Raw genomic sequence first — 24,026 nt, forward strand, 5'->3', positions numbered from 1 at the left:
CCGGCCCCGCCCCACGCTGAGGCCGCCATAATGGCCCACCGCCCTGCGCGCCGCCTGATGCGGGTTCTGGCCCTTGCCGTCCTGGCCTACGGTCTGGCCTTCTCGGCCATCGTCGCGGCCGCCATGACCCGGTCCGATCCCTCTCCCCTGCCGGACGCGGCCGCCATCGTCGTTCTGTCGGGCCCCGGCGCGGCGGGCGAGATGTCGCACGGCCAGGCCCGCGCGCGCGTTCTCCGCGCGGTCGGGGTCTGGAAGGCAGGCGCGGCCCCTGCGCTTGTCATGACGGGTGGCGGCGGGCGCGGCGGGCGCTACACGATGCCTACGCCATGGCACTCCTCGCGGTGTCGCTCGGCGTTCCCGAACCCGCGATCGTGATAGAGCCCTTGGCCGATTCCACCCTCCAGAACGCCTATTACGCGGCAGAGACCGGCGGGCTTCGCCGCGACGATCCGGTGATCGTGGTCACAAGCCGCTATCACCTGCCGCGCGCGCTCGTCAGCCTCCGTCTCGCCGGGTACCGCAACCTCCATGGGATCGCGGCCACGCCGCGGGTCGATCTGCGCTCAGGCGATCTGCATGCCGAAGTCGTGAAATGGCCCGCAAACCTTCTTCGGGGCGGCGCAGCGCGGCTGGCGCTCGGCCTGGGGATACCCCGTGACAGGGTGATGCCATGGTTGAGGTAGGGCCCACCGACAACACGCAGCCCCTGAAGGCCGCGGCCTGGATGACGGGCGGCATCGCGTCGTTCTCGGCCATGGCCGTGGCGGGGCGCGAACTGGCGGATGTGCACGACACGTTCGAGATGATGCTGTTCCGCTCCGTTGTCGGCATCGTCCTCGTCGTGGTGATCGCCGGGGCGCTCGGGCGGCTTGGCGAAATCTCCACCCGCCGGATGGATCTTCACATCGGGCGGAACATCTTTCACTTCACGGGCCAGAACCTCTGGTTCTACGCCGTCACCGTGATCCCGCTTGCGCAGGTCTTCGCGCTCGAATTCACCTCGCCGATCTGGGTTGCCCTCCTCGCCCCGCTTGTCCTGGGCGAGAAGCTGACGCGCGTGCGCATCCTCTCCGCCGTCCTCGGCTTCATCGGCGTGCTTCTCGTGGCCCAGCCGGGGGCAGAGCCGGTCAGCCCCGGCATCCTCCTCGCCGCCCTGGCCGCGATGTGCTTCGCCGCGACCTTCCTCTTCACGAAGAAGCTTACGCGCGTCGCCTCGATCACCTGCATCCTGTTCTGGCTGACGGTGGTTCAGGCGGTGATCGGCGTGCTCTTCGTCTTCTGGGATGGCGTGGTCGCCTGGCCCACTGCCGCCACCCTGCCCTGGCTCGTCCTGATCGGCTGCGCGGGGCTCTTCGCCCATCTCTGCGTCACCAATGCGCTCGCCATCGCGCCGGCGACCCTCGTCGTGCCGATGGATTTCCTGCGCCTGCCGCTCATCGCCGTGGTGGGCATGGTGATCTATGGCGAGCCCCTCAATGCCCTCGTGATCGCGGGCGCGGTAATCATATTCGCGGCCAATTACCTGAATATCTGGACGGAAACCCGAAGGTAAAAACTCAGTGACGCAGCGTCGTAACGAGTTATTTACGTAGGGTCCGAATTGACGTGAGGGTCAAGTATCCGGTTTATGCCCGCCCAGAGGCACGTAACGGGTACGTGGTGGGAGAACCTATGTCTAAATATCTGATTGCCGCTGGCACGGCGGCCGCAGCGCTACTTACATCAACGGCGGTCCACGCCGGGGGGATCGAGCGGAGCGTTCTGAACGTTTCGCCGCTGTTCGAAGAAGGCCGGTATCTGGAATTCTCGTTCTCGAGCGTTTCACCCGACCTGACCGGTGTGGGCGGCTTCGTGCCGGCGATCTTCGGCGGACCGTTCGCGCTGACGGGCGAAACGAACGACCTGCTCAAGCAGTATCTCACCTTCGGGCTGGCCTATAAGGCGGATATCAATGATCGCCTGTCCTATGCGCTGATCGTCAATCAGCCCTACGGCGCCGATACCGATTATGGCCTGCCGGCAGGCACCGTGCCTGACGTACGCGCCGTCTATGGCGGCTCCTTCGCCGATCTCGATTCCTATGCGGTGACCGCGCTGATCGCCTATGACGCGACGCCGAACGTCAAGGTCTATGGCGGGCCGGTCTTCCAGTCGATCGAGGCCGAAGCCGCCCTTCCCTTCATTCCGACGGGCTCGCCGCTCGGCAACGGCTACAGCGTCGTGGCGGATCGCGACTGGGGCACCGGCTTCGTCGTGGGCGCGGCCTATGAAAAACCCGAGATCGCCCTGCGCGTCGCCCTGACCTACCGCTCGGCCATCGACCACGATCTCAGCACCACCGAGACCCTCGGTTCGGTCGGCGGCGGGCTCACCGTCCCATCCCAAACGAACATCGAGACACCGCAATCGGTGACGCTCGATTTCCGGACGGGCGTTGCGCCGAAGACGGCGGTGTTCGGCCAGATCAACTGGGTCGACTGGTCGGAGTTCGACATTTCGCCGCCGAACTACCCGCCTCTCATTGCGGCCGGCCGCCCGCTGGTCAACTATTCCGACGACTGGTGGACCTACACCGTCGGCGTCGCGCGCCGGATCGACGAAAACTGGGTCGGCCTGGCGTCGGTCACCTACGAACCCCAGATCGGAACCGAACTGACGTCGCTCGGCCCCGTCGACGGACGTACCGGCATCAACCTCGGTGCGATCTACGAGACCGACAAGGTCAAGATCACCGGCGGCATCAACTATTCGTGGATCGGCGAAACCTTCAACGTGCTGTCGACCGACTACGATGATGGCACGTCCATCGGCATCGGTTTCCGGGTCGGCCTCAAGCTGTAATCCCGAACGTCCGGATTGAACGACAGGCCCCGCCACCGCGGGGCCTTTTCATATCCGGGCCTACCCGAAATGCAGGGCGATCTCGCGCCGGTGGCGGCGGTCGCGATGCTCCCACAGATAAATCCCCTGCCAGGTGCCAAGACGCATCCTCCCCTCGGCCACCGGCACGCCCAGCGATACCGGCAGATGCGCGGCCCGGATATGGGCGGGCATGTCGTCGGGCCCTTCCAGCGTATGAGTCAGCCAGCCCATCGACGGATCCGTGCCCCGCGGCACGAAACGCTCCGCCCAGCCCTGAAGATCCCCCCGCACATCGGGATCGGCATTCTCCTGGATCAGCAGCGAGGCAGAGGTATGCCGGACAAGAAGCGTCAGAAGCCCGTCGCCGGCCCCGATCGTATGAAGCCAGCGCGATACGTCGGGGGTAACCTCGTACAATCCGGGGCCCCGGGTCTCCACCACCAACGTCGTTTGCTCGGACAGGCTCAGAGCTCCACCCCGCCTTCGGGGATCTCGAAGGGTGCTTCCCCGTCGTTCGGCGGCGCATCGTCGAGAGGCCGCTTTCTCCGGATGATGATATCGCCATTCGGCAGGATCTCGGGCGGGTGATAGGCGTCCAGACGCCCCAACTGCTCGCGCAGCGCCTCCATCCCCGGCTCCATCTGGTCGATCAAACCTTCCAGAAGCCGGCGCATATCCTCCTCGAACCCTTCGAACCGGTCGCCGAACGGCCCGTCCTCCTCCTGGGCATGGGCCGCCGGAGCGAGGAGGATCAGAGACAGAAGAAATACCCTGAGCATAAGCAATATATAGGCGCCAACGCCCCGCGGTTTAAGGCCCGGCCTCAAGATCAAGCGTCACCGGGAAATGATCCGACGCCAGCAGAAGTGCCTCGCGCAGTTCGATCCGATCATAGCATTGCCGGTCGTCGAACGGGTGCCAGATCCGCCAGCGCCGCGCCCGGCGCCTGAGGTCGGGCGAGATCATCACGTAATCAAGCAGCGTCTGCATCCAGCGCTGTTCGTGATCCATCCAGAACCGGGCCGAGGCAGGCATCACCCCGATCCGGCGTTCCCGCGCCATCTCTGCATTGGGGTCGTAAAGCTGGATCTGCTCGCCCTCGCCGATCACGATTTCAACCCCCGAGCGCCCGAACAGCTTCTCGTATTCGTCAAGCCCGGGGCCGTCGTTGAAATCGCCCAGAACGATCAGCGGCTCGCCTGCCTCCAGATGCTGTTCCACCCGGCGCCGCAGCCAGATGCACTGGGCCAGCTGCTTGCGGCGGTTCGCGATCGCGGCGCGCATGATCGCCGCCTTGCCGCGCGCGCCATGCGGCGCCTTCGATTTCGCGTGCACCCCGATCATCCGGAAGGCAAGGCCCGCATGGGTTTCGACCGAAAGTTCCAGGGGCGGCTTCGACCAGCGCACCTGGTCCAGCGTGCTGTCGATATCCAGATCGATCTCGAATACCCCGTCGAAGCGCGGCGCCACCTCGGCCCCGTCACCCACCGGATCATGGCGCGCGGTCAGGACATCGGGATCATAAAGCAGCGCGATCTCCTGCTGCGTGTCGTTGACAAAGCCCATCAGCGCCGTTCGCGCCCGAAGCCCGGCCCAGGCGGCGAAGGTTTCAAGCGCCGCCACCCCATCCCGCCGGCGGTGGCCGTCGGGGGCCTCGATAATCATCACCGCATCCGCGTCAAGCGCGGTGAAGACGATGCCAAGCGCCTCGATCTGCTGAATGCGCGTCACGTCCCGGCGGCCGGACCAGCGGTCATCGGCCAGAAGCGCACCCTCATCGTCGAAGAGATTTCCCATCCATTCAACGTTGTAGGTCGCGATTCTCATGCGATTACGCCGCGCGGTTCCGGCTGATCTCTTCCCACGCCCGGTTCACGGCGATCAGCCGCTTCTCGGCCATCTTGATCGCCTCTTCGGGCAGGCCCCTCGCAATGGCCCGGTCGGGATGGCTGTCGCGCACCCGCGCCCGCCATGCGGCGCGGATCGTCTCGATATCGTCCTCGGGCGCCACTTCGAGCACGTCATAGGGATCCGGCGGCGCATCAGGCACGAAACGCGTGCGGATCGCCCGGAACGCGCGGTCATCCAGTTTGAAAATCCGCGACACCTGGCACAGGAAATCGTCCTCGGCGGGATGATAGGTGCCGTCGGCCACCGCCACGTGAAACAGGCATTCCAGAAGGTATTCGAGCATGTCCGTATCGGTGGCGAACATCCTCTGGATCTGGCGGGCGTAATAGTCGAAGCCCGCCACGTCGGTGCGCGCCATGTTGAACACGCGCGCCGCGTTCGCCTCCTCGGCGGACGGAATGGTGAAAACCTCGCGGAACGCCGCAACCTCGTTGCGCGTCACAAGGCCATCGGCCTTGGCCATCTTCGCGCCGAGCGCGATGACCGCGATGGTGAAGGCCACGGAGCGTTCGGGCGGCGCGCGCAGCCGCTCGAACACGACCGCGAGGCCCTCGCCCGAGGACAGCGCCTGCAATGCGGCGGCGATGCGGGACCAGATCGACATGGGCGCCACCCTATCATCCCGCGCGCGCGCCGACAGGTGCAATCCTGCGGCAAATTCCCCGCAAGATCCGGGTCGCGCCGGGCGCGGCTTCGGGGCAGTGTCTGGCCATGAACCAGGTCAGCATCAGCCCCCGCGCCTGGGCCGAACTGGCCCTTCTGTCCCTCGTCTGGGGGGCCTCCTTCCTCGCGATCCGCATCGCGCTCGACGACATCGCGGTGCTGACCTCGGTGGCGCACCGGGTCGGCTGGGCCGCGCTGATCCTCTGGGGCGTGGTGTTTCTCCGCCGGGTGCCCCTGCCCAGGCCGCCCGCGGTCTGGGGCGCGCTCTTCGTGATGGGGATCCTCAACAACGTGATCCCGTTCTCGCTCATGGCCTGGGCACAGCTTCACATCGAAACGGGCCTGACCTCGATCCTGAACGCGACGACGGCGATTTTCGCGGTGCTGGTCGCGGCCCTCGTCTTCCCCGACGAACGCCTGACGGCGCGGCGGGCGCTCGGCGTCTTGCTGGGCTTCCTCGGGGTCGCCACGGCGATTGGGCTCGACACGCTCCTGGCCTTCGATCCCCGCTCGCTCGCGCAGCTCGCCGTCCTCACGGGCGCGCTCTCCTACGCATTTGCCGGTGCCTGGGCGCGCCGGATGCTGAAAGATCAGCCGCCGATCCTGAACGCGGCCGGGATGCTGACAGGCTCGGCGCTTCTCATCGTCCCCGCAGCCTGGGCGATCGACGGCCCGATCCGCCTCGATCTCGCCCCGGATACGCTTGGGGCCATCGCCTATTTCGCCGTAATATCAACGGCCTTCGCCTATCTCCTATACTACCGTGTCCTCGCGATGGCGGGCACCGGAAACCTCCTGCTCTGCACCCTTCTGATCCCGCCCGTGGCAATCGCCCTCGGCGCGCTCGTCCGCGGCGAAACCCTTGCGCCGAACGCGTTCTTCGGCTTCGCCTGCCTCGCGCTCGGGCTTCTGATCCTCGACGGCCGGCTCTGGCAGGCATGGCACAGGCGGCGCGCGAAACATCCGTCGTAATAAATCCCGCTGGAAACCGCCCGCCCGCGCGATTAGCACTGCGCCAGGATGATCTATGACAGCGCACAAGCCTGGGCCGACGCGCCCGCCAAGCGGATCTGCCTCTTCGGGATGTCGGGGCTCGGGAAAACCCATGTTTCCAACCTCCTGCGCGAGACGGGGGGCTGGTTTCACTACTCGGTCGATTACCGGATCGGCACCCGCTACATGGGCGAACACATCGCCGACAGCTTCAAGGCCGAGGCGATGCGCGTGCCCTACCTGCGCGAGCTTCTGTTGAGCGATTCGATCTACATCGCCTCGAACATCACCTTCCACAATCTCGCGCCCCTCTCGATGTATCTCGGCAAGCCCGGCGATCCGGCCAAGGGCGGGCTCAGCTTCGATGAATACATGCGCCGGCAGGAACTGCACCGCATGGCCGAGATCAACGCCATGCTCGACAGCGCCCATTTCATCGAACGCGCCCGCACGCTCTATGGCTACGATCACTTCGTCTGCGACAGTTCCGGTTCGCTCTGCGAGGTGGTGGATCCCGAGGATACGGCCGATCCGGTGCTGAACGCCCTCTCCCGCACGCTTCTCTTCGTCTGGATCGAGGGCAGCGATGCCCATACCGAGGCGCTCGTGCGCCGGTTCGATCGGGCGCCGAAGCCGATGTACTATCAGCCCGCCTTCCTCCACGCCGCCTGGCTCGAATACCTGGGCGAAACGGGGCTCGAGGAAGACGAGGTCGATCCGAACGCCTTCGTTCGCTGGACCTATGCGCGCGCACTCGCCGAACGCCAGCCCCGCTACCGCGCGATTGCCCAAAACTGGGGCGTCACCCTGGCCGCCGAAGACGTGGCCCGCGTGACCGCCGCGGAAGAGTTCGAGGCGCTTGTCGGCGACGCCATCGCCGCCCGCACGGGTTGAGACTGCCCGCCTGCGCCGTTATCTAGACGGTCTTGCCCGCAACGGAGCCTGCCGAAATGCCGATCAAACTGCCCGAATCGCTGCCCGCCTATTCCGTCCTCCGGGACGAGGGCGTGATGGTGATGTCGGACGACCGGGCTTCGCGTCAGGATATCCGCCCGCTTCGGATCGGGCTTCTGAACCTGATGCCCAAAAAGATCCAGACGGAGAACCAGTTCGCCCGCCTGATCGGCGCGACGCCGCTGCAGATCGATCTGCAGCTGATCCGGATGAGCGAGCACCAGACGAAGAACACCGCCGCCGCCCATATGGAAGAGTTCTACCGCCCCTTTCAGGAGGTGAAGGGTGAGTATTTCGACGGGCTCATCATCACCGGCGCGCCGATCGAACATCTGCCGTTCGAGGATGTGACCTACTGGGATGAACTCACCGAGGTCATGGACTGGACGCAAAGCCACGTCCATTCCACCTTCGGCGTCTGCTGGGGCGGCATGGCGATGATCAACCATTTCCACGGTGTCGCGAAACACATGCTGACGGCAAAGGCCTTCGGCTGTTACCGCCACACCAATCTCGTGCCGTCCTCGCCCTACCTGCGCGGGTTTTCCGACGATTGCGTGATCCCGGTCTCCCGCTGGACGGAGATGCGGCAGGACGAGATCGACGCGGCCCCGGGGCTCATCACGCTTCTGAGTTCCGATCAGGTCGGCCCTTGCCTTGTCGAGGATCCGGGCCACCGCGCCCTCTACATCTTCAATCATTTCGAATACGACAGCGACACGCTGAAGCAGGAATATGACCGCGACGTCGAGGCGGGCGCGCCGATCGAGGTGCCGCTCAACTACTATCCCGATGACGATCCGGCCCGAACCCCGCTCAATCGCTGGAGAAGCCACGCGCACCTTCTATATGGCAACTGGATAAACGAGATTTACCAGACCACGCCATATGAGCTTGAGAAGATTGGCCACGACTAGCCTCGTCATCGCCGGGCTGGCCGCCCTGGGCGCCTTCGGCACCAGCCTGATCGCGTCGAAGCGCGAGGCGCGGGCCGAGGCCGCCTATCCCCCGGCGGGCCGCTTCATCGAGGTCGATGGCACCCGCATCCATGCGGTCGTCGCGGGCGATGGCCCCGATCTTGTGCTGATCCACGGCGCTTTCGGCAGCACCCGGGATTTCACCTTCGATTTCATGGGCCGGCTGAGCGACCGCTACCGCGTGATCGCCCTCGACCGCCCGGGGCTTGGGTGGAGCGGGCGGGCCGACGCCTCCTATGCGCGGCTCTTCGCGGACGACGCCGAAAGCCCCGTCGAACAGGCCCGCATCCTCGCGGCCGCCGCCCGCCAGCTCGGGGCCGATCAGCCGATCGTCGTGGGCCATTCCTTCGGCGGGATCGTGGCGCTGGCCTGGGCGCTCGAACACGATCCGGCGGCGGTGGTGTCGCTGGCGGGCGTCGCGATGCCCTGGCCCGGGGAACTCGGCTGGCTCTACACGGTGAACGGCACTTCCGTGGGCGGCGCACTCGTTCCGCCGCTGATTACCGCGCTTGTGCCCGAAGACCGGCTGCGGAACGGCATCGAAAGCACCTTCGCCCCGCAACCCGCCCCCGACGGCTATGCCGCCCATATCGGGCCGATGATGCCCGTCCGTCGCGGCCCGTTCCGCGCCAATGCCCGGCAGGTCAACACGCTGCGCCCCCATGTGGTCGAGATGTCGAAGCGCTATCCGACCCTCACCCTCCCGATCGAGATCGTCCACGGCACCGCCGACAGCACCGTGCCGATCACGGTGCATTCGGGGCCGTTCTCCGAACTGGTGGCCTCGGCCAACCTCGTCACGCTCGACGGTGTGGGACATATGCCGCACCACGTGGCCACGGATGAGGCAATCGCCGCCATCGAACGCGCGGCGGCCCGCGCCGGATTGCGCTGAGGCCGCCCGCCGCCTACGCTTTCGGTACGGATAAGCCAAGGAATCCAGATGTCCCTACCCTTCGACGGCGCGATCACCGCCTATTACGAAAACGAAGCCCCCGAAGAGGTGCGGACGGCCATCAAGACCTCGGGCAAGAAGGATATTCTCGATCCCGACTATCCCTACCGCGAATGGCTTGACAGGAAGATCTACGAGGAAGAGCTCGAGGCCCTGCAACTCGAACTCGCCAAGCTTCAGGCCGATGTCACGGCCACCGGCAAGCGGATCGTCGTGGTGCTCGAAGGCCGGGATGCTGCCGGCAAGGGCGGCACGATTAAGCGCTTCACCGAGAACATGAACCCCCGCCACGCCAAGAACGTGGCCCTGACGAAGCCGTCCGACCGCGAACGCTCGCAGTGGTATTTCCAGCGCTACATCGATCACCTGCCCGCCGAGGGCGAGATCGTGTTCTTCGATCGCTCCTGGTACAATCGCGGGGTGATCGAGCATGTGTTCGGCTTCTGCACGCCCCAGGAACGGGCGGTGTTCTTCCGCCAGTTGCCCCGGTTCGAGGCACTGATCATCGACGAGGGCATCCACTTCGTGAAGCTCTGGCTCAATGTCAGCCGCGCCGAACAACTCCGCCGCTTCCTCGCCCGCGAGGGCGATCTCCTGAAACAGTGGAAGCTGTCGCAGATCGACGTCGCGGGGCTCGCGAAGTGGGATCAGTACACCGACGCGATCAAGGAAACCTTCGACATCAGCCATTCGCCCACCGCCCCCTGGACGGTGATCCGCACCGACGACAAGCGCCGTGCGCGGCTGGCCGCCATCCGCGCGGTTATCGGTGGCGTCGACTACGCCGGCAAGGACGAGGCCGTCGTCGGCAGGCCCGACCCGAAGATCTGCGGCGACCCGAGCCTCTGGAATGTCTAAGCGCGGCTATCATCACGGCAACCTGCGCGAGGCGCTGATCGACGCGGCCCTCATCCTGATCGAGGAAAAGGGCCCGACGGGCTTCACGCTCTCGGAAGCGGCGAAGAAGGCCGGCGTCACCCCGGCGGCCGTCTACCGCCATTTCGCCGGGCGCGATGACCTGATCGCGGAAATCGCCCAGCAGGGCTATGCGATCTTCGCCGATCTGATGGAATACGCCTACCAGTCGGGCCAGCCCTCGGCGCTTGCCTCCTTCGAGGCGACGGGGCGGGCCTACCTCGCGTTTGCCCGCAAGTATCCCGGCCATTACGTGGCGATGTTCGAAAGCGGCATTTCGGTGAACCGCAACCCCGAACTCGCCCATCTTTCGGGCCGCGCCTTCGGGGTGCTCGAACGCGCCGCGGCGGAGCTTTCGGAACATATCCCCGCCGAAAAGCGGCCGCCGCCACAGATGTTCTCGGCCCATATCTGGGCGATGAGCCACGGGGTGGTGGAGCTTTTCGCCCGCGGCTCCCCGGGCACCAAGGCCCCGTTTTCACCCGAGGACCTGCTGGAAAGCGGGATCGGCATCTACCTCCGGGGGCTCGGGCTCATCCCGCCCGACGAATAGCTTTCGCGGCACCATCAGCGCCCGGCCGGCGGCACTGGCCCGCGGCCCTGCAATCTTCTAGGCTCCACGCATGACGGAACAGCCCTCTCCGCGCGCAGGCCCCGGTCTGCTCGTCAGCCGGCTGTTGCCGCGCCTGATCGGTCTCGTGCTGCTCGTCTACAGTCTTCACCTCGCCATCGACTGGATGCTTCGGCTCGCCGAGGCCTCTGCCATGGGCGCGATGCTCAGCCTCTCGCTGATCGTCCTTCTTCTTGTCGCCTACGCGCTTCTGATCGCCGTGCCCTTCGTGCCGGGGATCGAGATCGGCTTTTCGCTTCTCGCGCTCGAAGGGGCCGGGGTGGCGCTGCCCGTCTACCTTGCGACGGTCACGGGGCTCGGGCTTGCCTACTGGGCGGGCTGCGCCCTGCCCCTTCCCTGGCTGGAACAGCGGCTGCGCGCGGCGGGGCTCTTGCGGGCGGCGGGCCTTCTCGCCGACGCCGCCCCGCTGTCGCCCGAAGAGCGCCTGGCCCGTCTGCGCGGGGCCCTGCCCGCCCGTTTCGCAGGCCACGCGGTGACGTACCGCTACCTCCTGCTCGCGCTCCTGATCAACCTGCCGGGCAGCGGGCTCATTGGCGGCGGCGGCGGGATCTGCCTCCTTGCCGGGCTCACCGGGCTCTTCCGCCCGCGCGCCACGATGCTCACCCTCGCGATCGCCGTCGCGCCCGTGCCGCTGATCGTCTGGCTCTTCGGGGATGCGGGGCTTGCGCGGCTTATGGGCGTCTGAGCGCGAAATAGAGCGGCAGAAGCACCATCAGGTAAAGCGTCGCCGCCGGCAGGCCGAAGATCACGGCGGCCATCGCCATATCGATGCCCGCGATCAGGCCGAGGATCATCACGAGAAGCGACAGCGAGATCAGCCCGACCGGAAACAGCGCCGCAACCTGCCAGCCCTCGCGCATCCGCGACAGCGCGGCGTATTGCAGGGCGATGTAAAGCACGGGAACGGCGATGACTGCGAAGGCTGCCATGATGGGATCGTGTTTGCTGCTCGGGTCTGGTTCTTGACGCAGATTTGCGCTTCGTCACGCGCCGACGCAACGCTCCGGGCCGCCCATGACGCCAATAGGCAGATTTGTGCCGCACAGCGTCTTTTCCATCGGCGGGAACCCGTTAAGTAGGGCGGGAACGCAACAGTTTCCTTCAAGGGGCCCCGATGTCGGACGCGCTGGTCTTTTTCACACCCTCCGGAAAACGCGGCCGGGTGCCGATCGGCACCCCCGTGCTGGCGGCGGCGCGGCAGCTCGGGGTCGATCTCGATTCGGTCTGCGGCGGGCGCGGCATCTGCTCGAAATGCCAGGTCAGCCCGGGATACGGCGACTTTCCCAAGCACGGGGTCACCGTCGCCCGCGATGCCCTGTCGGAATGGAACAAGGTCGAGGCCCGCTATGACGAAAAGCGCGGGCTGAAGGAAGGCCGGCGCCTCGGCTGCCAGGCCACGATCCAGGGCGATGTGGTGATCGACGTGCCGCCCGAAAGCCAGGTGCACAAACAGGTCGTCCGCAAGGCGGCGGATGCGCGCGAGATCGTGATGGATCCCGCCACCCGGCTTCTCTACGTCGAGGTGCAGGAACCCGACATGCACGAACCCTCGGGCGATTTCGAACGCCTGAAAGCCGCGCTTCTGGCGCAGTGGGAGATTGCGGAGGTCGAGATCGCGCTGCCTGTCCTCACCCGCCTGCAACCCGCGCTTCGCAAGGGCAACTGGTCGGTCACGCTGGCGGTGCACCGCGATCACGCCTCCCCCGCCACCCGCATTCTCGATATCTGGCCGGGCTTCTGGGAAGGGCGGCTTTACGGGCTTGCCATCGATCTCGGCTCCACCACCATCGCGGCCCACCTGACCGATCTTCGCAACGGCCAGGTCGCGGCGTCCGCGGGGGTGATGAACCCGCAGATCCGCTTCGGCGAAGATCTGATGAGCCGGGTCAGCTATGCGATGATGAACCCTGGCGGCGATGCCGAGATGACCGGCGCGGTGCGCAAGGCCATCGGCCAGCTGGCCGAGGAACTGGCCACCGAAGCCGGGATCGAGGCGCGCCAGATCGTCGAAGCCGTCTTCGTCTGCAACCCGGTGATGCATCACCTCCTTCTCGGGATCGACCCGGTGGAACTTGGCCAGGCGCCCTTCGCCCTCGCCACCTCCGGCGCCATGCACCTCGATGCGCGTGAGCTTGAGATCGGCGGCGTGAACGGGGCCGCGCGGGTTTACCTCCTGCCCTGTATCGCGGGCCATGTGGGGGCCGATGCCGCCGCCGTGGCTTTGGCCGAGCGGCCCGACATGTCCGATGATCTGGTGCTTGTCGTCGATGTCGGCACGAATGCCGAGATCCTGCTGGGCGACAAACGCGGTGTCCTCGCCTGTTCCTCCCCGACCGGCCCCGCCTTCGAAGGGGCGCAGATCTCGTCGGGCCAGCGCGCCGCCCCCGGCGCGATCGAACGGGTGGAGATCGATCCGGCGACGAAGGAGCCCCGCTTCCGCGTCATCGGCTGTGATCTCTGGTCGGACGATCCCGACTTCGCCACGCGCACGGCCGAAAGCGGCATCACCGGCATCTGCGGCTCGGGCATCATCGAGGCGGTGGCGGAACTTCGCCTTGCCGGGCTGATGGATCCCCGCGGGCTTCTGGGCTCTGCCGAACAGACCGGCACGCCCCGCATGATCCCCGAAGGCCGGACGCACGCCTATCTTCTGCACGATGGCAGCGCCGAGGGGGGCCCGGTCATCACCGTGACCCAGGGCGATATCCGCGCGATCCAGCTTGCGAAATCCGCGCTATATGCGGGCGCCCGGCTTCTGATGGACGAGATCGGCACCGACACGGTGGATCGCGTGGTGCTGGCCGGGGCGTTCGGGGCGCATATCTCGCCGAAGCACGCGATGGTCCTCGGCATGATCCCCGATGCGCCGATTGAAAAGGTGACGAGCGCCGGGAACGCCGCGGGAACCGGCGCGCGCATGGCGCTTTGCAACATCGCCGACCGGGCCCGGATCGAAGAGGTCGTGGGCCGGATCAAGAAGGTGGAAACGGCGGTGGAACCCCGGTTTCAGGAGCATTTCGTGGCCGCCAACGCGATCCCCCATGCCACCGCCCCCTTCCCGCATCTGCGCGAGATCGTGGAGCTTCCGCAGGTCGCCTTCAACGCCGGTGACGGCGGGGCAGACGGTGGCCGGCGGCGGAGGCGCCGGGGGTGAGCGCGCCCCTGCCGCTCGACAGCGTGCCCGCCCTCGCGCGCCTCAATGCGATCCTGGACGCGGCGCCCGAGTCGACGGGCGACGAGATCGGCCTTTTCATGGCGAAGGATCTGCGCCCCTCCGGCTACGATCAGACGCCGCTCAACGCGCGGCCCTTTGCCTGGACGGGCGGGGACGGCGTGCATTTCTGCCTCCTCGACGCCGGCGCGGGGCTGAGCGAAACCTGCCCTGTGGTCATGACGGCCCCCATGGCGTTTCCGACGCCGAACCTCGTTCTGGGGCGCGACCTGGGGGAGTTTCTGTCGCTCGGGATCGTCGAGGGGTTCTTCGCGCTCGACGGGCTGATCTACAGCCCGCAGGAAACCATCGGGCGGCTCGACGCCACCCCGGCCCGCGACCGCCACCCGGTTCTTGCCGAGATCGCCCGCAGCTTCGGCCTCACCCCCGTCACGGATGCCGCCGCCCATCTCGCCGCCTGCGCCCGGGATGCAGAGCCGCTGATCGTGCCCGCGCCGGAGGACCCCGACGCGCATTCTTGACCAGCGCCCGGCCCGGGGATAGTGAAGCACGAAGATGCGGGTGTAGCTCAATGGTAGAGCAGGAGCTTCCCAAGCTTAAGACGAGGGTTCGATTCCCTTCACCCGCTCCAGCCTCTCTCCCCTTGCACCTGCCAGCGCCTCTGGGGCATCAGTCTGCCCATGGCCGATTACCTCACCCCCCTCTCGACCGACGCGCTTCGCGCCGAAGGCATCCCGGATCCCTGGACCTTCGGGCAGGCTGATCGGGTGCGGTTCTATGAACTTGACGCGCTCGGCCATGTGAACAACACCGCCTATCTTCGCTGGTTCGAAACCGTGCGCGTGGGCTGGTTCGCCGCGTACGGGATTTCGTTCTACGGCCCCGAGGATCCCACCTTCGTTCTGCGGGCCATTACCTGCGACTATCACGCGCCGATGTTCCTCAACGAAAGCTATGTCGTCACCGCGCGTTGCGTGAGCTTTCGGAAAACCTCGTTCAAAAAGGTTTACGGCGTCTGGTCGGACGGTGCGCTGAAGGTCGAAGGCAGTGCGGTGATCGTGATGACCGACAAGGCTGGCACGACGAAGATGCCGCTGAGCGATACCATGCGGGCCGTGCTTCGGGACCGTGACGGGGCGGTTGCCGAGGGCTGATCAGGAGCCGGGCGAGCCTTGCCCGAACGCCTCCCATCCGCCCGGGATCTCCACCCACGGCAATTTCTCGCAGGTCCAGACCGCGCGCGTGGGTGTGGGTTTTTCGGTGTCGAAGGCGCCCACCAGAATGCCCATGTGATCGGGGCGGAAATCGAGCGTCCAGTAAAGCGTCGTGCCGCAGGTCGGACAGAAGACATTCTCCACCCCCCGGCCCGAGGCCGCCGTCCGGCCCCAGCGTTGCCGGGGCCCCGTGACCTCGACCGCGGACTTCGCGATATAGGCCACCGTCGCAAAGGCGGAACCCGTGCGCTTCTGACAGGCCCGGCAACTGCAGGCGATGGTGATGAGCGGATCTTCCGATGCGGTAAGCGAAAGCGCCCCGCAGGGGCAGGAGGCCTTGTGTTCGGTCATGGCGGGATCCCCCGTAGTGGTTCCGGAAGCTTAGCGCAGCACCGCCCCACCGCGAAACCGAAGTGTCGCGCCAGGCAGCGGCGGCTCAGCCATGCGTCCGGAGATAGCCCAGAAGCGCCGCCGTCGAGGCGTCGACATCGCCCGCATCCCCCTCGCCAGCCACGAGCGGTTCAAGCGACTTGGCCAGTTCCTTGCCAAGCTCCACCCCCCACTGGTCGAAGGAGTTGATGCCAAGCATCACGCCTTCCACGAACACCCTGTGTTCATAGAGCGCCACGATCTGGCCCAGGATCTCGGGCGTCAGCTTCGGATAGGTCAGGGTCGTCGACGGCCGGTTGCCCGGGAACACCCGGTGGCGCGCCTGCCGGTCACGTTCGGCCCCTTCGAAGCCGGCCTTGTCCATCAGCGCCTGCGCCTCTTCGAAGCTGCGCCCCTTGAGAAGCGCCTGCGACTGCGCAAGGCAGTTCGCGATCAGAAGCCGGTGCTGGTGCGCAAGCTCGGGGTGATGGCTTTCGGCGCCGACCATGAACTCGCAGGGGATGACAGAGGTGCCCTGGTGGATCAGCTGATAGAAGGCGTGCTGGCCGTTGGTGCCGGGCTCGCCCCAGACGACGGGCCCCGAGGCGACGGGCAAGGGCGCGCCATCCATCGCGACGCTCTTGCCGTTCGATTCCATCTCGAGCTGCTGAAGGTAGGCCGGCAGCCGGGCAAGGCGCTGTTCGTAGGGCAGAACGGCGCGGGTCGGATAGCCGCAGCCCTGCCGGTGCCAGAGGCCGACGAGCGCCAGCATGACGGGCATGTTTTCGAGCGGTTGGGCGGCGCGGAAATGTCGGTCCATCGCCTCTGCGCCCCTCAGGAACGCGCGGAAGGCCTCTGCCCCGATAGCGATCATCAGCGAAAGCCCGATGGGCCCCCACATGGAATAGCGCCCGCCAACCCAATCCTCGAACCCGAAGACGCGGGCCGGATCGATCCCGAAGGCCGCCGTCTTGTCGGTGGCCGAGGACAGGGCCGCGAAATGAGCGCCCGCCTTTTCCGCCCCGACCGTTTTCGCAAGCCAGGCGCGGGCGGTTTCGGCGTTCATCATCGTCTCGATCGTGGTGAAGGTCTTCGATGCGACGATCACGAGGGTCGAGCTTGGTTCGAGCGTGTCGAGCACGTCGTAGATATGCGCCCCGTCCACGTTGGAGACGAAATGGCAGCGCGGGCCGTCGGCATAGGGCGACAGGGCCTGCGTCGCCATCGCGGGGCCAAGATCCGACCCGCCTATGCCGATATTCACGACATCGGTGAACCGGTGCCCGCCAGGTGCGGCGATCGAGCCGTCGCGGATGCCTTCGGCAAAGGCCTCCATCCGCGAGAGCGTTTCAAGCACCCCGGGCATGACATCCGCCCCGTCGACCATCACCGGCCCGCCGTCGAGATTGCGCAGCGCGGTGTGAAGAACCGCCCTGCCCTCGGTTTCGTTGATCTTCTCGCCCGAGAACATCGCCTCGCGCCGCGCCGGCACGCCCGAGGCCTCGTACATCTCGACGAGAAGCGCGCGGTCGTCTTCGTTCATCGTGGTCTTCGAATAGTCGAACCGCATGTCGAGGGCGCTGACAGCGAAGCCGTCGGCCCGGGGGGCGTCCAGCAGATCCTCGATCCGGCGGGTGGTCGCGGCCTCGGCGGCCGATTTCAGCTTGCTCCAGTCCATCTCTCTACTCCGCCCAGTGCACCGTCGCGTCGTGCAGCACCGCCTGCACCGGCAGGTCATGTGCCTTCGCGTGGCGCGCGCGTTCCAGGGTTTCGCGTTTTTCCGCCCCGGTGATCAGAATATGCGTCGACATCGCGCCGGTGAGGACCGGCGCGGTCAGCGTGATGCGGGGTTCCGGGGCGCCGGGGGCGCGCATCGCCATCAGCGGCGGGGCTTTCGACGACAGGGCTTCGTCCAGCCGATCGGCGCCGGGGAAGATCGAGGCGATATGCCCATCGGCCCCCATGCCCAGAAGCAGCACCGACAGGGGCAGTTCGGGTTCGAGCCGCGCGGCGAGATCATCGATCGCGTCTTCCGGCGTGTCGGTTTCGGCGTAAAGCGGAATGTAGTCCGCCATCGCCGCCCGGTTCGTCAGAAGCCGCTCCCGGATCAGCCGGGTGTTCGAGCGTTCGTGCTCTTCCGGCACCCAGCGTTCGTCGGTCAGCAGCACGCGGATCCTGTCCCAGTGCAGATCCGCCCCGCTCAGCGTGTCGAAGACGGGCCCCGGCGTCGTGCCGCCCGGCACGGCGAAGGTGGCGCTGTCATGGTGGGTGACGTAGTTCGACAATTCGCCCGCCAGCTGGTTGGCGAGGTCGATCATCATCATTTCGCGGTCGGGATATTCGATAAATCTCATGGCTTCAGATCGCGCCAGCGGCGCCCGTCCTTGTGCATCAGCATCAACGCCTCTTCGGGGCCCGCAGTTCCGGGCTCGTAGAGGTTAGGCTTGTCGCCCCGGCTTTCCCAGCCCTCGATGATAGGATCGGTCCAGGCCCAGGCGGCCTCGACCTCGTCACCGCGCATGAAGAGGGTCTGGTTGCCCCGGATCACGTCCATGATGAGGCGTTCATAGGCATCCGGCACATCCGATCCGTCGGAACCGAGGACATCGGCGAAGGTCATGTCGAGCGGCACCTGGACGAGGCGCATGCCCCCCGGCCCCGGTTCCTTGATCGTGACCATCATGTCCATGCCCTCGTTCGGCTGGAGGCGGATGGTGAGTTCGTTGGCGTTGGAGCCTGCATCCTCGTCGAAAATCGAATGCGGGGGTTCCTTGAAGCGGACGACGATTTCGGACAGCCGCGCGCGCATCCGCTTGCCGGTGCGCAGGTAGAAGGGGGTGCCGTTCCAGCGCCAGTTCTCGATGTCGATCTTCATGGCGATGAAGCTTTCGGTCGTCGACGAGGGATTTTCGGCCTCTTCGGCATAAGACGGTGTGTCGGAGCCCGCGCTGTACTGCCCGCGCACGAGATCGCCATTGGCTACAGGGCGTAAGGCGCGGATAACCTTCAGCTTTTCGTCGCGGACGGCGTTCGGATCGAACTTCGCCGGCGGCTCCATCGCCGTGAGGCAGAGAAGCTGCATCAGGTGGTTCTGCACCATGTCCCGCATGGCGCCCGACTTGTCGTAATATTCGCCCCGCCCGCCGACGCCGACGGTTTCGGCCACGGTGATCTGCACGTGATCGATGTACTGGGCGTTCCAGAGCGGCTCGAACAGGATGTTGCCGAAGCGGACGGCCATCAGGTTCTGAACCGTTTCCTTCCCCAGATAGTGATCGATCCGGTAGATCTGGCGTTCGTCGAAATACTGCGCGAGCGTCGCGTTCAGTTCCTTCGCCGAAGCCAGATCGTGACCGAAGGGCTTTTCCACGACGATGCGGCTTTGCGTGTCGGCGATGCCGTTTTCATGAAGCCGCTCGGCCAGGGGGCCGAAAAGCGCGGGGCCGACCGAGAAGTTGAAGGCATGCACCACGTTCTTGCGAAGCGCCTTCGCCAGCGCCTTCCAGCCGGATTTCCCCATGGCGTCGATCGCGATGTATTCGATGCGCTGCAGGAACTCGGTCACGTCCTTCTGGTTCTTCCCGTCGGCCGCGCCGAATTCCTCGAGCGCCTCGCCGATCAGCCTGCGATATTCGGTATTCGACATATCGGAGCGGGCCGCGCCGATGATGCGGGCCTCCGCAGGCATCTGGCCGGCGCAGTAGCGGCGGAAGAGACCCGGCAGGATCTTGCGGCGGGCGAGATCGCCGGTGCCGCCGAAGATGACCAGATCAAACGGATCCACGGGAATGACGCGAGAGGCCATGGGCGCTCGTCCTATGTGATGTTAACGCTAACAATGTGCCGCTCGTATACGCTGACCAGTGGCTGCTGTCTAGCACGGGAGCCGCGCTTCACAACTGCGTCAAAGCCGACCCGGGGTATGGCCTTTCGGCCCGTCCGGCAGTACCCGTTGATTGCGAAGGATAAAAGAGTGCCCCCATGAAAGACCACCCCTCCGGCGAAGCGGCGTTCGGCAAGTTCGACCATCCCGCGGTGACGGCGAAAGGCGAGCCGAGGGCACGGGTTGCGTTGTCGTACCCGCAGACGCTGTGGTTCAACACCGGGACGCTCTGCAATATCGAATGCGTCAACTGCTATATCGAATCCTCTCCGAAGAACGACCGTCTCGTCTATCTGACCACCGCGGAGCTGGAAGGGTTTCTCGACCAGCTTGACGAGCGGGCCTGGGGCGTGCGCGAGATCGGGTTCACGGGCGGCGAGCCCTTCATGAACCCCGAGATGATCGCGATGGCGGAGGTATCGCTTGCGCGCGGTTACGATGTGCTGATCCTGACGAACGCCATGCGCCCGATGATGCGGAAATCGGTGCGGGCGGGGCTTGAGGATCTGGCTGCAAGATACGGAAATCGCATGACACTTCGGGTGTCGCTCGATCACTGGTCGCCGCTGCGGCATGACGAGGAGCGGGGCGCGGGGAGTTTCGAGAAAAGCATCGAGGGGATGCGCTGGCTGAGGGATGCCGGGATCCGCATGGCGGTGGCGGGCCGGGCGCTCTGGCATGAAAGCGACGCCTCGGCGCGGGAAGGCTATGCGGCGCTTTATGCGCGGGAGGGCTTTGCCATCGACGCGGATGATCCGGGGATGACGGTGCTGTTCCCCGAGATGGACGAGACGGCGGATGTACCAGAGATTACAACGGCTTGCTGGGGTATCCTGAACAAGCGGCCCGAGGATGTGATGTGCGCCTCGTCCCGAATGGTCGTGAAGCGCAAGGGGGCGGCGCGGCCGGTGGTGGTGGCCTGCACGCTGCTGCCCTATGAGCCCGAATTCGAGCTTGGCGAAACGCTGGCGGAGGCCGAGGGCGAGGTGGCGCTGAACCACCCCCATTGCGCCAAGTTCTGTGTGCTTGGCGGGGCCAGCTGCTCGGCCTGAGTACGGTGGGGTAACGCCTGCGATTCGGGGCGTTTTGTACAAAGTCACACGGCGTACACAGGGCGTACACAGCCCGTACACCGCCCGTCGTCAGAATCCGGGAGGCGGGCGTACGGTGATCTTTCCGAACAGATCCTACCGCGCCGCACGGCTTACCGGGCCGTGAGACCGGCGGACGCTGTCAATACGGGAAGAGAGGCATGCAACGAGGCCCCGGCGCGGTGGCCGGGGCGGCAATCGTCGCATCGGCCGGTCAGACGTGGGGCCGGGCGCCCTGCATCGTCTGAAGCGCGTGGGCGTAGCCGCCATTCGCGATGAAATCGAGCTCGTCCCCCTGCGGTTTCCGCGACAGGGCATCGTTGCGGTAGGGGAAGCGCCCGAAGCGGCGGATCACCTCGCGATGCACCTTGGCGTGTAGCAGGTGATCGGGTTCGGAATTCGGCATCCGCGTCAGCATCAGCCGCACGCAGCGATCCTGATCGACGAGGCATTCGGAATGCATCAGCGGCATGTAGAAGAACTGGCGCGCCGGTTCGTCGATCTTCATGTCCCAGCCGCGGGCGATGGCCGACTTGGCCGCCGCGAGCGCCACCGCATCGGTGGCGAAGGCCTTGGCCGTGCCCCGGAACATGTTGCGCGGAAACTGATCCGTCAGGATGATGTAGGCCAGCGCACCGGAGGGATAGGTGAGCCAGAGCGACAGCGCGCCCTCACCCGCCTTTTCCCAGGTGTCCTGGAATTTGGACGCGACCTCTTTGTCGAGAGCATCGCCGCCCTTGTACCAGCCGTCAGGACCAACCTCGTCCAGCCAATACGACAATACGTCTTCCGGTTTCATTCTACACACTCACCTTTTCGCCTGCTCGTTGTGCACATGTTTTTTTCAAAGCGTTACAAGAGTTTCTTCGATTCTCAACTTTTGTGGTCGCGAGAAGTTTCATTTGTTGCGGAATCGCTCACGATTTCATCGCTCGTGTCTGCGTAATACTCTTGCGCAAGCTGGGTCGCGACGGGCGAGGCCACGGGCGTGATCGGGGCATATGGCACCGTTTCCTCGACCGGCACCGCCATGGGCCGCCGGCCCATTCGCCAGACCGCATAGGCCGCGAGGCCAAGCATCAGGATCGCGACGAAGAGCCAGAAGCCGCGCGGCCCCAGCTGTGCCATGAGCCAGCCGATGACGAGCGGGCCGGCGATGGCGCCGATCCCGTTGACGAAGATGAGCGCGCCCGAGGCGCCCGCCATGCGCTCGCCGTCGAGATAGTCGTTCACATAGGCCAGAAGCAGCGCGTAGAGCGGGTTCGCCGTGCCGCCGACGAAGAAGGCGACGCCGATGATGACCCAGTAGATCTCGGTCGTCATCGAGCCGATGAGCGCCGCCGCCCCGCCCAGGGCCGAGACCCCGAGGATCAGGATCCGCCTGTCCATCCGGTCGGAGACCCAGCCGATCGGGAATTGCAGCAAAAGCCCGCCCACGTAGATCATCGCGACGAAGAGCGAGATCTGTCCGACGGAATAGCCCGCCTCGGTCGCGTAGACCGCCGCCATGCCGAACATGGCCGAGAAGACGCCGCCCAGGACGAAGACGCCGACGCAGCCCAGGGGCGAGATCTGGAACACCTCGAGAATGCCCATCGGCTTCGTCGTCTCGAAGGACGGTGTGGGGGTGGCCGAGAGCAGGATCGGCGCGAAGGCGATCGAGACCAGGACCGACGGGATGATGAAGAGCACGAAGCCCGAGGGATCGCCCACCGCGACGAGACCCTGGGCCGAGATGATGCCGGCCATCTGAACGATCAGGTAGAGCGAAAGTGCCTTGCCGCGGTTCTCGTTCTCGACCGCGTTGTTCAGCCAGCTTTCGACGGTGACGTAGATGCCGGAGAAGCAGAAGCCGATCAGGACGCGCAGGAAGACCCAGGCCCAGGGATCGGTGAGCGTGGGAAAGAGGATCAGCACCGCGGAGGTGAAGGAGCCGAGCGCGGCGAAGACGCGGACATGCCCCACACGCTGGATGAGGCGCGGCGTCATGCGCGAGCCGCCGAAGAAGCCGAGGAAATAGGCGGACATGACAAGCGACATCTCGTAGGTCGAAAAGCCCTCGATCGCGCCCCGGATGCCGAGGAGCGTGCCCTGGATGCCGTTGCCGAGCATCAGGAGCAGGAGCCCGAGCAGGATTGCCCAGGAGGAGCCGAGGACCTGTATCATGTCTTGCGCCGTTTCACGTCTTGTTGCGCCCGCCTAGCAGCATGGCCGGGGGCGCGTCCGGTGTTTTTTCGACAAAGGTTTGTCGCGTTCAGGCCTCGGGGAAGAGGATCGAGGCGTCGCCGTAGGAGAAGAAGCGGTATTCCTCGCGCAGGGCGTGGGCGTAGATCGCCATGATACGGTCGCGCCCCATCAGCGCCGAGACGAGCATCATGAGCGTCGATTTCGGCAGGTGGAAGTTCGTCATCAGCGCATCGGTGATGCGGAAGCGGAAGCCCGGGGTGATGAAGATATCGGTCTCGCCCGTCCAGGGGGCGAGGGTGCCGTCGTCGCGCGCCGCGCTTTCGAGGAGGCGGAGCGCGGTGGTGCCGACCGGGATGATGCGGCCGCCCGCGGCGCGGGTGGCGTTGATCTCGTCTGCCGCCTCTGGGCTGATCCGGCCCCATTCGGCGTGCATCCGGTGATCGGCGATATCGTCGACCTTGACCGGCAGGAAGGTGCCCGCGCCGATATGGAGCGTGACATGGGTGAAGCCCACGCCGCGGTCGGCGAGGGCCTGAAGGAGCGGTTCGTCGAAATGGAGGCTGGCGGTGGGGGCGGCGACGGCGCCATCGTTTCGGGCCCAGACCGTCTGGTAATCGGTCTTGTCGCGGGCGTCAGCCTTGCGGCGCGCCTCGATATAGGGCGGGAGGGGCATGTTGCCGGCCTCCGCCAGCGCCGCGTCGAAGGCGGCGCCTTCGAGGTTGAAGGAGAGCGTGGCCTGCCCGTCGTCGCGGGTCTCGACGGTGGCGGTGAGGCCTGCGGGGAGGTCTATGGTTTCGCCGTCGCGGACCTTCTTCAGGGGTTTCAGGAGCGCGCGCCAGTGGCCTCCGGGGGTGGGCTGGAGGAGCGTGATTTCGATCCGGGCGCCCTCGCCCCCTGTGCGGTGGCGGATGCCGGAGAGGCGGGCGGGGATGACCCTGGTGTCGTTGAGCACGAGGCGGTCGCCGGGGCGGAGTTCGCCGGGCAGATCGGTGACGGTGCGGTCGGCGATGCTGTCGCCCCGCGCGACGAGGAGGCGCGCGGAGGAGCGCGGGCTTGCCGGGCGGGTGGCGATCAGGTGATCGGGGAGCGGGAAATCGAAATCGGAGAGTTTCATGGGGGCGGTGATTGGGGCGTCGGTAAGGAGAACGGAGTGGGTATTTCGGGTGAAGTCCTTCCGGATGCAAGGGGGCTTGGCCTTCTGAAGGATCGCCCGGTACGGAATCAAGGCCCGCCGGGCCGCCGTGCCAGC

General features: G+C 66.0%; 27 protein-coding genes and 1 tRNA gene. 16 read left to right on the forward strand and 12 right to left on the reverse strand.

Annotation, left to right across the window (positions count from 1 at the left end; translation table 11 throughout):
• The first annotated feature begins 30 nt into the window (after nucleotides 1-30).
• From RXV90_RS16655 to RXV90_RS16670, 4 genes are all read left to right on the forward strand, one after another.
• The gene (locus RXV90_RS16655; RefSeq protein WP_316650015.1) at nucleotides 31-375 is read left to right on the forward strand and encodes a hypothetical protein; all 345 of its coding nucleotides are present in this window, start codon (nucleotides 31-33) and stop codon (nucleotides 373-375) included.
• The gene (locus RXV90_RS16660; RefSeq protein ID WP_316650017.1) at nucleotides 327-683 is read left to right on the forward strand and encodes a YdcF family protein; all 357 of its coding nucleotides are present in this window, start codon (nucleotides 327-329) and stop codon (nucleotides 681-683) included. The genes RXV90_RS16655 and RXV90_RS16660 overlap by 49 nt, the downstream gene beginning before the upstream one ends.
• The gene (locus RXV90_RS16665; RefSeq protein ID WP_316650018.1) at nucleotides 671-1,552 is read left to right on the forward strand and encodes a DMT family transporter; all 882 of its coding nucleotides are present in this window, start codon (nucleotides 671-673) and stop codon (nucleotides 1,550-1,552) included. The genes RXV90_RS16660 and RXV90_RS16665 overlap by 13 nt, the downstream gene beginning before the upstream one ends.
• Nucleotides 1,553-1,671: 119 nt before the next feature.
• A complete protein-coding gene (locus tag RXV90_RS16670) occupies nucleotides 1,672-2,841 on the forward strand; it encodes an OmpP1/FadL family transporter (protein ID WP_316650019.1) in 1,170 nt (389 codons plus the stop codon).
• Between the two features lie 60 nt (nucleotides 2,842-2,901).
• Here RXV90_RS16670 and RXV90_RS16675 read toward each other — a convergent pair whose 3' ends face one another.
• The 4 genes from RXV90_RS16675 to RXV90_RS16690 are packed head-to-tail and all read right to left on the reverse strand — an operon-like array spanning nucleotide 2,902 to nucleotide 5,377.
• The gene (locus RXV90_RS16675) at nucleotides 2,902-3,324 is read right to left on the reverse strand and encodes a secondary thiamine-phosphate synthase enzyme YjbQ (RefSeq protein WP_316650081.1); all 423 of its coding nucleotides are present in this window, start codon (nucleotides 3,322-3,324) and stop codon (nucleotides 2,902-2,904) included.
• A 2-nt stretch (nucleotides 3,325-3,326) separates the two neighbouring features.
• The gene (locus RXV90_RS16680) at nucleotides 3,327-3,641 is read right to left on the reverse strand and encodes a hypothetical protein (RefSeq protein ID WP_316650021.1); all 315 of its coding nucleotides are present in this window, start codon (nucleotides 3,639-3,641) and stop codon (nucleotides 3,327-3,329) included.
• Between the two features lie 31 nt (nucleotides 3,642-3,672).
• On the reverse strand, nucleotides 3,673-4,689 hold the full coding sequence (locus RXV90_RS16685) for an endonuclease/exonuclease/phosphatase family protein (RefSeq protein ID WP_316650022.1): 1,017 nt from the start codon (nucleotides 4,687-4,689) through the stop codon (nucleotides 3,673-3,675).
• Between the two features lie 4 nt (nucleotides 4,690-4,693).
• Nucleotides 4,694-5,377 carry a molecular chaperone DjiA gene (locus RXV90_RS16690; RefSeq protein WP_316650023.1) on the reverse strand — a complete coding sequence of 228 codons (684 nt, stop codon included), beginning with the start codon at nucleotides 5,375-5,377 and terminating at the stop codon, nucleotides 4,694-4,696.
• 107 nt (nucleotides 5,378-5,484) lie between these two features.
• Between RXV90_RS16690 and RXV90_RS16695 the strand changes: the two genes are divergently transcribed.
• From RXV90_RS16695 to RXV90_RS16725, 7 genes are all read left to right on the forward strand, one after another.
• Complete coding sequence (locus RXV90_RS16695) at nucleotides 5,485-6,408, forward strand: DMT family transporter (protein WP_316650025.1); 924 nt, start codon at nucleotides 5,485-5,487, stop codon at nucleotides 6,406-6,408.
• A gap of 48 nt (nucleotides 6,409-6,456) precedes the next feature.
• Nucleotides 6,457-7,323: an ATPase gene (locus RXV90_RS16700; RefSeq protein ID WP_316650026.1), complete on the forward strand. Its 867-nt coding sequence runs from the start codon at nucleotides 6,457-6,459 to the stop codon at nucleotides 7,321-7,323.
• 56 nt (nucleotides 7,324-7,379) lie between these two features.
• Nucleotides 7,380-8,300 carry a homoserine O-acetyltransferase MetA gene (gene metA, locus RXV90_RS16705; protein ID WP_316650027.1) on the forward strand — a complete coding sequence of 307 codons (921 nt, stop codon included), beginning with the start codon at nucleotides 7,380-7,382 and terminating at the stop codon, nucleotides 8,298-8,300.
• Nucleotides 8,287-9,255 (forward strand): alpha/beta fold hydrolase, encoded by a 969-nt coding sequence (locus RXV90_RS16710; RefSeq protein ID WP_316650028.1) that lies wholly within the window; start codon nucleotides 8,287-8,289, stop codon nucleotides 9,253-9,255. Before metA ends, RXV90_RS16710 begins: the two co-directional genes overlap by 14 nt.
• Nucleotides 9,256-9,303: 48 nt before the next feature.
• A complete protein-coding gene (gene ppk2, locus RXV90_RS16715) occupies nucleotides 9,304-10,173 on the forward strand; it encodes a polyphosphate kinase 2 (RefSeq protein ID WP_316650029.1) in 870 nt (289 codons plus the stop codon).
• Nucleotides 10,166-10,783 carry a TetR/AcrR family transcriptional regulator gene (locus RXV90_RS16720; protein WP_316650030.1) on the forward strand — a complete coding sequence of 206 codons (618 nt, stop codon included), beginning with the start codon at nucleotides 10,166-10,168 and terminating at the stop codon, nucleotides 10,781-10,783. Before ppk2 ends, RXV90_RS16720 begins: the two co-directional genes overlap by 8 nt.
• 70 nt (nucleotides 10,784-10,853) lie before the next feature.
• Nucleotides 10,854-11,546 carry a hypothetical protein gene (locus RXV90_RS16725; RefSeq protein ID WP_316650031.1) on the forward strand — a complete coding sequence of 231 codons (693 nt, stop codon included), beginning with the start codon at nucleotides 10,854-10,856 and terminating at the stop codon, nucleotides 11,544-11,546.
• Here the strand turns inward: RXV90_RS16725 and RXV90_RS16730 are convergent.
• Complete coding sequence (locus RXV90_RS16730; RefSeq protein WP_316650032.1) at nucleotides 11,533-11,790, reverse strand: hypothetical protein; 258 nt, start codon at nucleotides 11,788-11,790, stop codon at nucleotides 11,533-11,535. The two genes, RXV90_RS16725 and RXV90_RS16730, sit on opposite strands and share 14 nt — an antisense overlap.
• A gap of 185 nt (nucleotides 11,791-11,975) precedes the next feature.
• On the opposite strand from RXV90_RS16730, the gene RXV90_RS16735 reads away from it, so the two are divergent.
• From RXV90_RS16735 to RXV90_RS16750, 4 genes are all read left to right on the forward strand, one after another.
• The gene (locus RXV90_RS16735) at nucleotides 11,976-14,015 is read left to right on the forward strand and encodes an ASKHA domain-containing protein (RefSeq protein ID WP_316650033.1); all 2,040 of its coding nucleotides are present in this window, start codon (nucleotides 11,976-11,978) and stop codon (nucleotides 14,013-14,015) included.
• On the forward strand, nucleotides 14,012-14,554 hold the full coding sequence (locus RXV90_RS16740; protein ID WP_316650034.1) for a hypothetical protein: 543 nt from the start codon (nucleotides 14,012-14,014) through the stop codon (nucleotides 14,552-14,554). Before RXV90_RS16735 ends, RXV90_RS16740 begins: the two co-directional genes overlap by 4 nt.
• A gap of 36 nt (nucleotides 14,555-14,590) precedes the next feature.
• A tRNA-Gly gene (locus tag RXV90_RS16745) sits at nucleotides 14,591-14,664 on the forward strand.
• Between the two features lie 49 nt (nucleotides 14,665-14,713).
• A complete protein-coding gene (locus RXV90_RS16750; protein ID WP_316650035.1) occupies nucleotides 14,714-15,187 on the forward strand; it encodes an acyl-CoA thioesterase in 474 nt (157 codons plus the stop codon).
• Here the strand turns inward: RXV90_RS16750 and RXV90_RS16755 are convergent, their stop codons facing one another.
• The 4 genes from RXV90_RS16755 to zwf all read right to left on the reverse strand — a co-directional run bounded on the left by RXV90_RS16755 (nucleotide 15,188) and on the right by zwf (nucleotide 19,421).
• Nucleotides 15,188-15,598: a GFA family protein gene (locus RXV90_RS16755; protein WP_316650036.1), complete on the reverse strand. Its 411-nt coding sequence runs from the start codon at nucleotides 15,596-15,598 to the stop codon at nucleotides 15,188-15,190.
• Nucleotides 15,599-15,683: 85 nt separating this feature from the next.
• Entirely contained in the window at nucleotides 15,684-17,294 is a 1,611-nt protein-coding gene (gene pgi / locus RXV90_RS16760) for a glucose-6-phosphate isomerase (RefSeq protein WP_316650037.1), read from the reverse strand.
• 4 nt (nucleotides 17,295-17,298) lie between these two features.
• Nucleotides 17,299-17,970 carry a 6-phosphogluconolactonase gene (gene pgl / locus RXV90_RS16765; RefSeq protein WP_316650038.1) on the reverse strand — a complete coding sequence of 224 codons (672 nt, stop codon included), beginning with the start codon at nucleotides 17,968-17,970 and terminating at the stop codon, nucleotides 17,299-17,301.
• A complete protein-coding gene (gene zwf / locus RXV90_RS16770) occupies nucleotides 17,967-19,421 on the reverse strand; it encodes a glucose-6-phosphate dehydrogenase (RefSeq protein ID WP_316650039.1) in 1,455 nt (484 codons plus the stop codon). Before zwf ends, pgl begins: the two co-directional genes overlap by 4 nt.
• 176 nt (nucleotides 19,422-19,597) lie before the next feature.
• On the opposite strand from zwf, the gene RXV90_RS16775 reads away from it, so the two are divergent.
• Nucleotides 19,598-20,551 (forward strand): radical SAM protein, encoded by a 954-nt coding sequence (locus RXV90_RS16775; protein ID WP_316650040.1) that lies wholly within the window; start codon nucleotides 19,598-19,600, stop codon nucleotides 20,549-20,551.
• A 253-nt stretch (nucleotides 20,552-20,804) separates the two neighbouring features.
• On the opposite strand, the gene RXV90_RS16780 is transcribed toward RXV90_RS16775, so the two are convergent.
• The 3 genes from RXV90_RS16780 to queA all read right to left on the reverse strand — a co-directional run bounded on the left by RXV90_RS16780 (nucleotide 20,805) and on the right by queA (nucleotide 23,891).
• On the reverse strand, nucleotides 20,805-21,389 hold the full coding sequence (locus RXV90_RS16780) for a DUF924 family protein (protein ID WP_316650041.1): 585 nt from the start codon (nucleotides 21,387-21,389) through the stop codon (nucleotides 20,805-20,807).
• Between the two features lie 74 nt (nucleotides 21,390-21,463).
• A complete protein-coding gene (locus RXV90_RS16785; RefSeq protein WP_316650042.1) occupies nucleotides 21,464-22,756 on the reverse strand; it encodes an MFS transporter in 1,293 nt (430 codons plus the stop codon).
• 88 nt (nucleotides 22,757-22,844) lie between these two features.
• Nucleotides 22,845-23,891, reverse strand: a complete 1,047-nt coding sequence (gene queA / locus RXV90_RS16790; RefSeq protein ID WP_316650043.1) for a tRNA preQ1(34) S-adenosylmethionine ribosyltransferase-isomerase QueA — start codon at nucleotides 23,889-23,891, stop codon at nucleotides 22,845-22,847.
• Nucleotides 23,892-24,026: the final 135 nt, after the last annotated feature.

Origin of the sequence: Ovoidimarina sediminis, assembly GCF_032586175.1 — a bacterium.
In the GTDB taxonomy this organism is placed as follows: Bacteria; Pseudomonadota; Alphaproteobacteria; order Rhodobacterales; family Rhodobacteraceae; genus Ovoidimarina; species Ovoidimarina sediminis.

Bases quoted from the DNA above. Each gene is read 5' to 3' on its own strand.
- RXV90_RS16655 (WP_316650015.1), top strand. From the start codon at position 31: ATGGCCCACCGCCCTGCGCGCCGCCTGATGCGGGTTCTGGCCCTTGCC.
- RXV90_RS16660 (WP_316650017.1), top strand. From the start codon at position 327: ATGGCACTCCTCGCGGTGTCGCTCGGCGTTCCCGAACCCGCGATCGTG.
- RXV90_RS16665 (WP_316650018.1), top strand. From the start codon at position 671: ATGGTTGAGGTAGGGCCCACCGACAACACGCAGCCCCTGAAGGCCGCG.
- RXV90_RS16670 (WP_316650019.1), top strand. From the start codon at position 1,672: ATGTCTAAATATCTGATTGCCGCTGGCACGGCGGCCGCAGCGCTACTT.
- RXV90_RS16680 (WP_316650021.1), bottom strand. From the start codon at position 3,641: ATGCTCAGGGTATTTCTTCTGTCTCTGATCCTCCTCGCTCCGGCGGCC.
- RXV90_RS16685 (WP_316650022.1), bottom strand. From the start codon at position 4,689: ATGAGAATCGCGACCTACAACGTTGAATGGATGGGAAATCTCTTCGAC.
- RXV90_RS16690 (WP_316650023.1), bottom strand. From the start codon at position 5,377: ATGTCGATCTGGTCCCGCATCGCCGCCGCATTGCAGGCGCTGTCCTCG.
- RXV90_RS16695 (WP_316650025.1), top strand. From the start codon at position 5,485: ATGAACCAGGTCAGCATCAGCCCCCGCGCCTGGGCCGAACTGGCCCTT.
- RXV90_RS16700 (WP_316650026.1), top strand. From the start codon at position 6,457: ATGATCTATGACAGCGCACAAGCCTGGGCCGACGCGCCCGCCAAGCGG.
- metA (WP_316650027.1), top strand. From the start codon at position 7,380: ATGCCGATCAAACTGCCCGAATCGCTGCCCGCCTATTCCGTCCTCCGG.
- ppk2 (WP_316650029.1), top strand. From the start codon at position 9,304: ATGTCCCTACCCTTCGACGGCGCGATCACCGCCTATTACGAAAACGAA.
- RXV90_RS16720 (WP_316650030.1), top strand. From the start codon at position 10,166: ATGTCTAAGCGCGGCTATCATCACGGCAACCTGCGCGAGGCGCTGATC.
- RXV90_RS16725 (WP_316650031.1), top strand. From the start codon at position 10,854: ATGACGGAACAGCCCTCTCCGCGCGCAGGCCCCGGTCTGCTCGTCAGC.
- RXV90_RS16730 (WP_316650032.1), bottom strand. From the start codon at position 11,790: ATGGCAGCCTTCGCAGTCATCGCCGTTCCCGTGCTTTACATCGCCCTG.
- RXV90_RS16735 (WP_316650033.1), top strand. From the start codon at position 11,976: ATGTCGGACGCGCTGGTCTTTTTCACACCCTCCGGAAAACGCGGCCGG.
- RXV90_RS16750 (WP_316650035.1), top strand. From the start codon at position 14,714: ATGGCCGATTACCTCACCCCCCTCTCGACCGACGCGCTTCGCGCCGAA.
- RXV90_RS16755 (WP_316650036.1), bottom strand. From the start codon at position 15,598: ATGACCGAACACAAGGCCTCCTGCCCCTGCGGGGCGCTTTCGCTTACC.
- pgi (WP_316650037.1), bottom strand. From the start codon at position 17,294: ATGGACTGGAGCAAGCTGAAATCGGCCGCCGAGGCCGCGACCACCCGC.
- pgl (WP_316650038.1), bottom strand. From the start codon at position 17,970: ATGAGATTTATCGAATATCCCGACCGCGAAATGATGATGATCGACCTC.
- zwf (WP_316650039.1), bottom strand. From the start codon at position 19,421: ATGGCCTCTCGCGTCATTCCCGTGGATCCGTTTGATCTGGTCATCTTC.
- RXV90_RS16775 (WP_316650040.1), top strand. From the start codon at position 19,598: ATGAAAGACCACCCCTCCGGCGAAGCGGCGTTCGGCAAGTTCGACCAT.
- RXV90_RS16780 (WP_316650041.1), bottom strand. From the start codon at position 21,389: ATGAAACCGGAAGACGTATTGTCGTATTGGCTGGACGAGGTTGGTCCT.
- RXV90_RS16785 (WP_316650042.1), bottom strand. From the start codon at position 22,756: ATGATACAGGTCCTCGGCTCCTCCTGGGCAATCCTGCTCGGGCTCCTG.
- queA (WP_316650043.1), bottom strand. From the start codon at position 23,891: ATGAAACTCTCCGATTTCGATTTCCCGCTCCCCGATCACCTGATCGCC.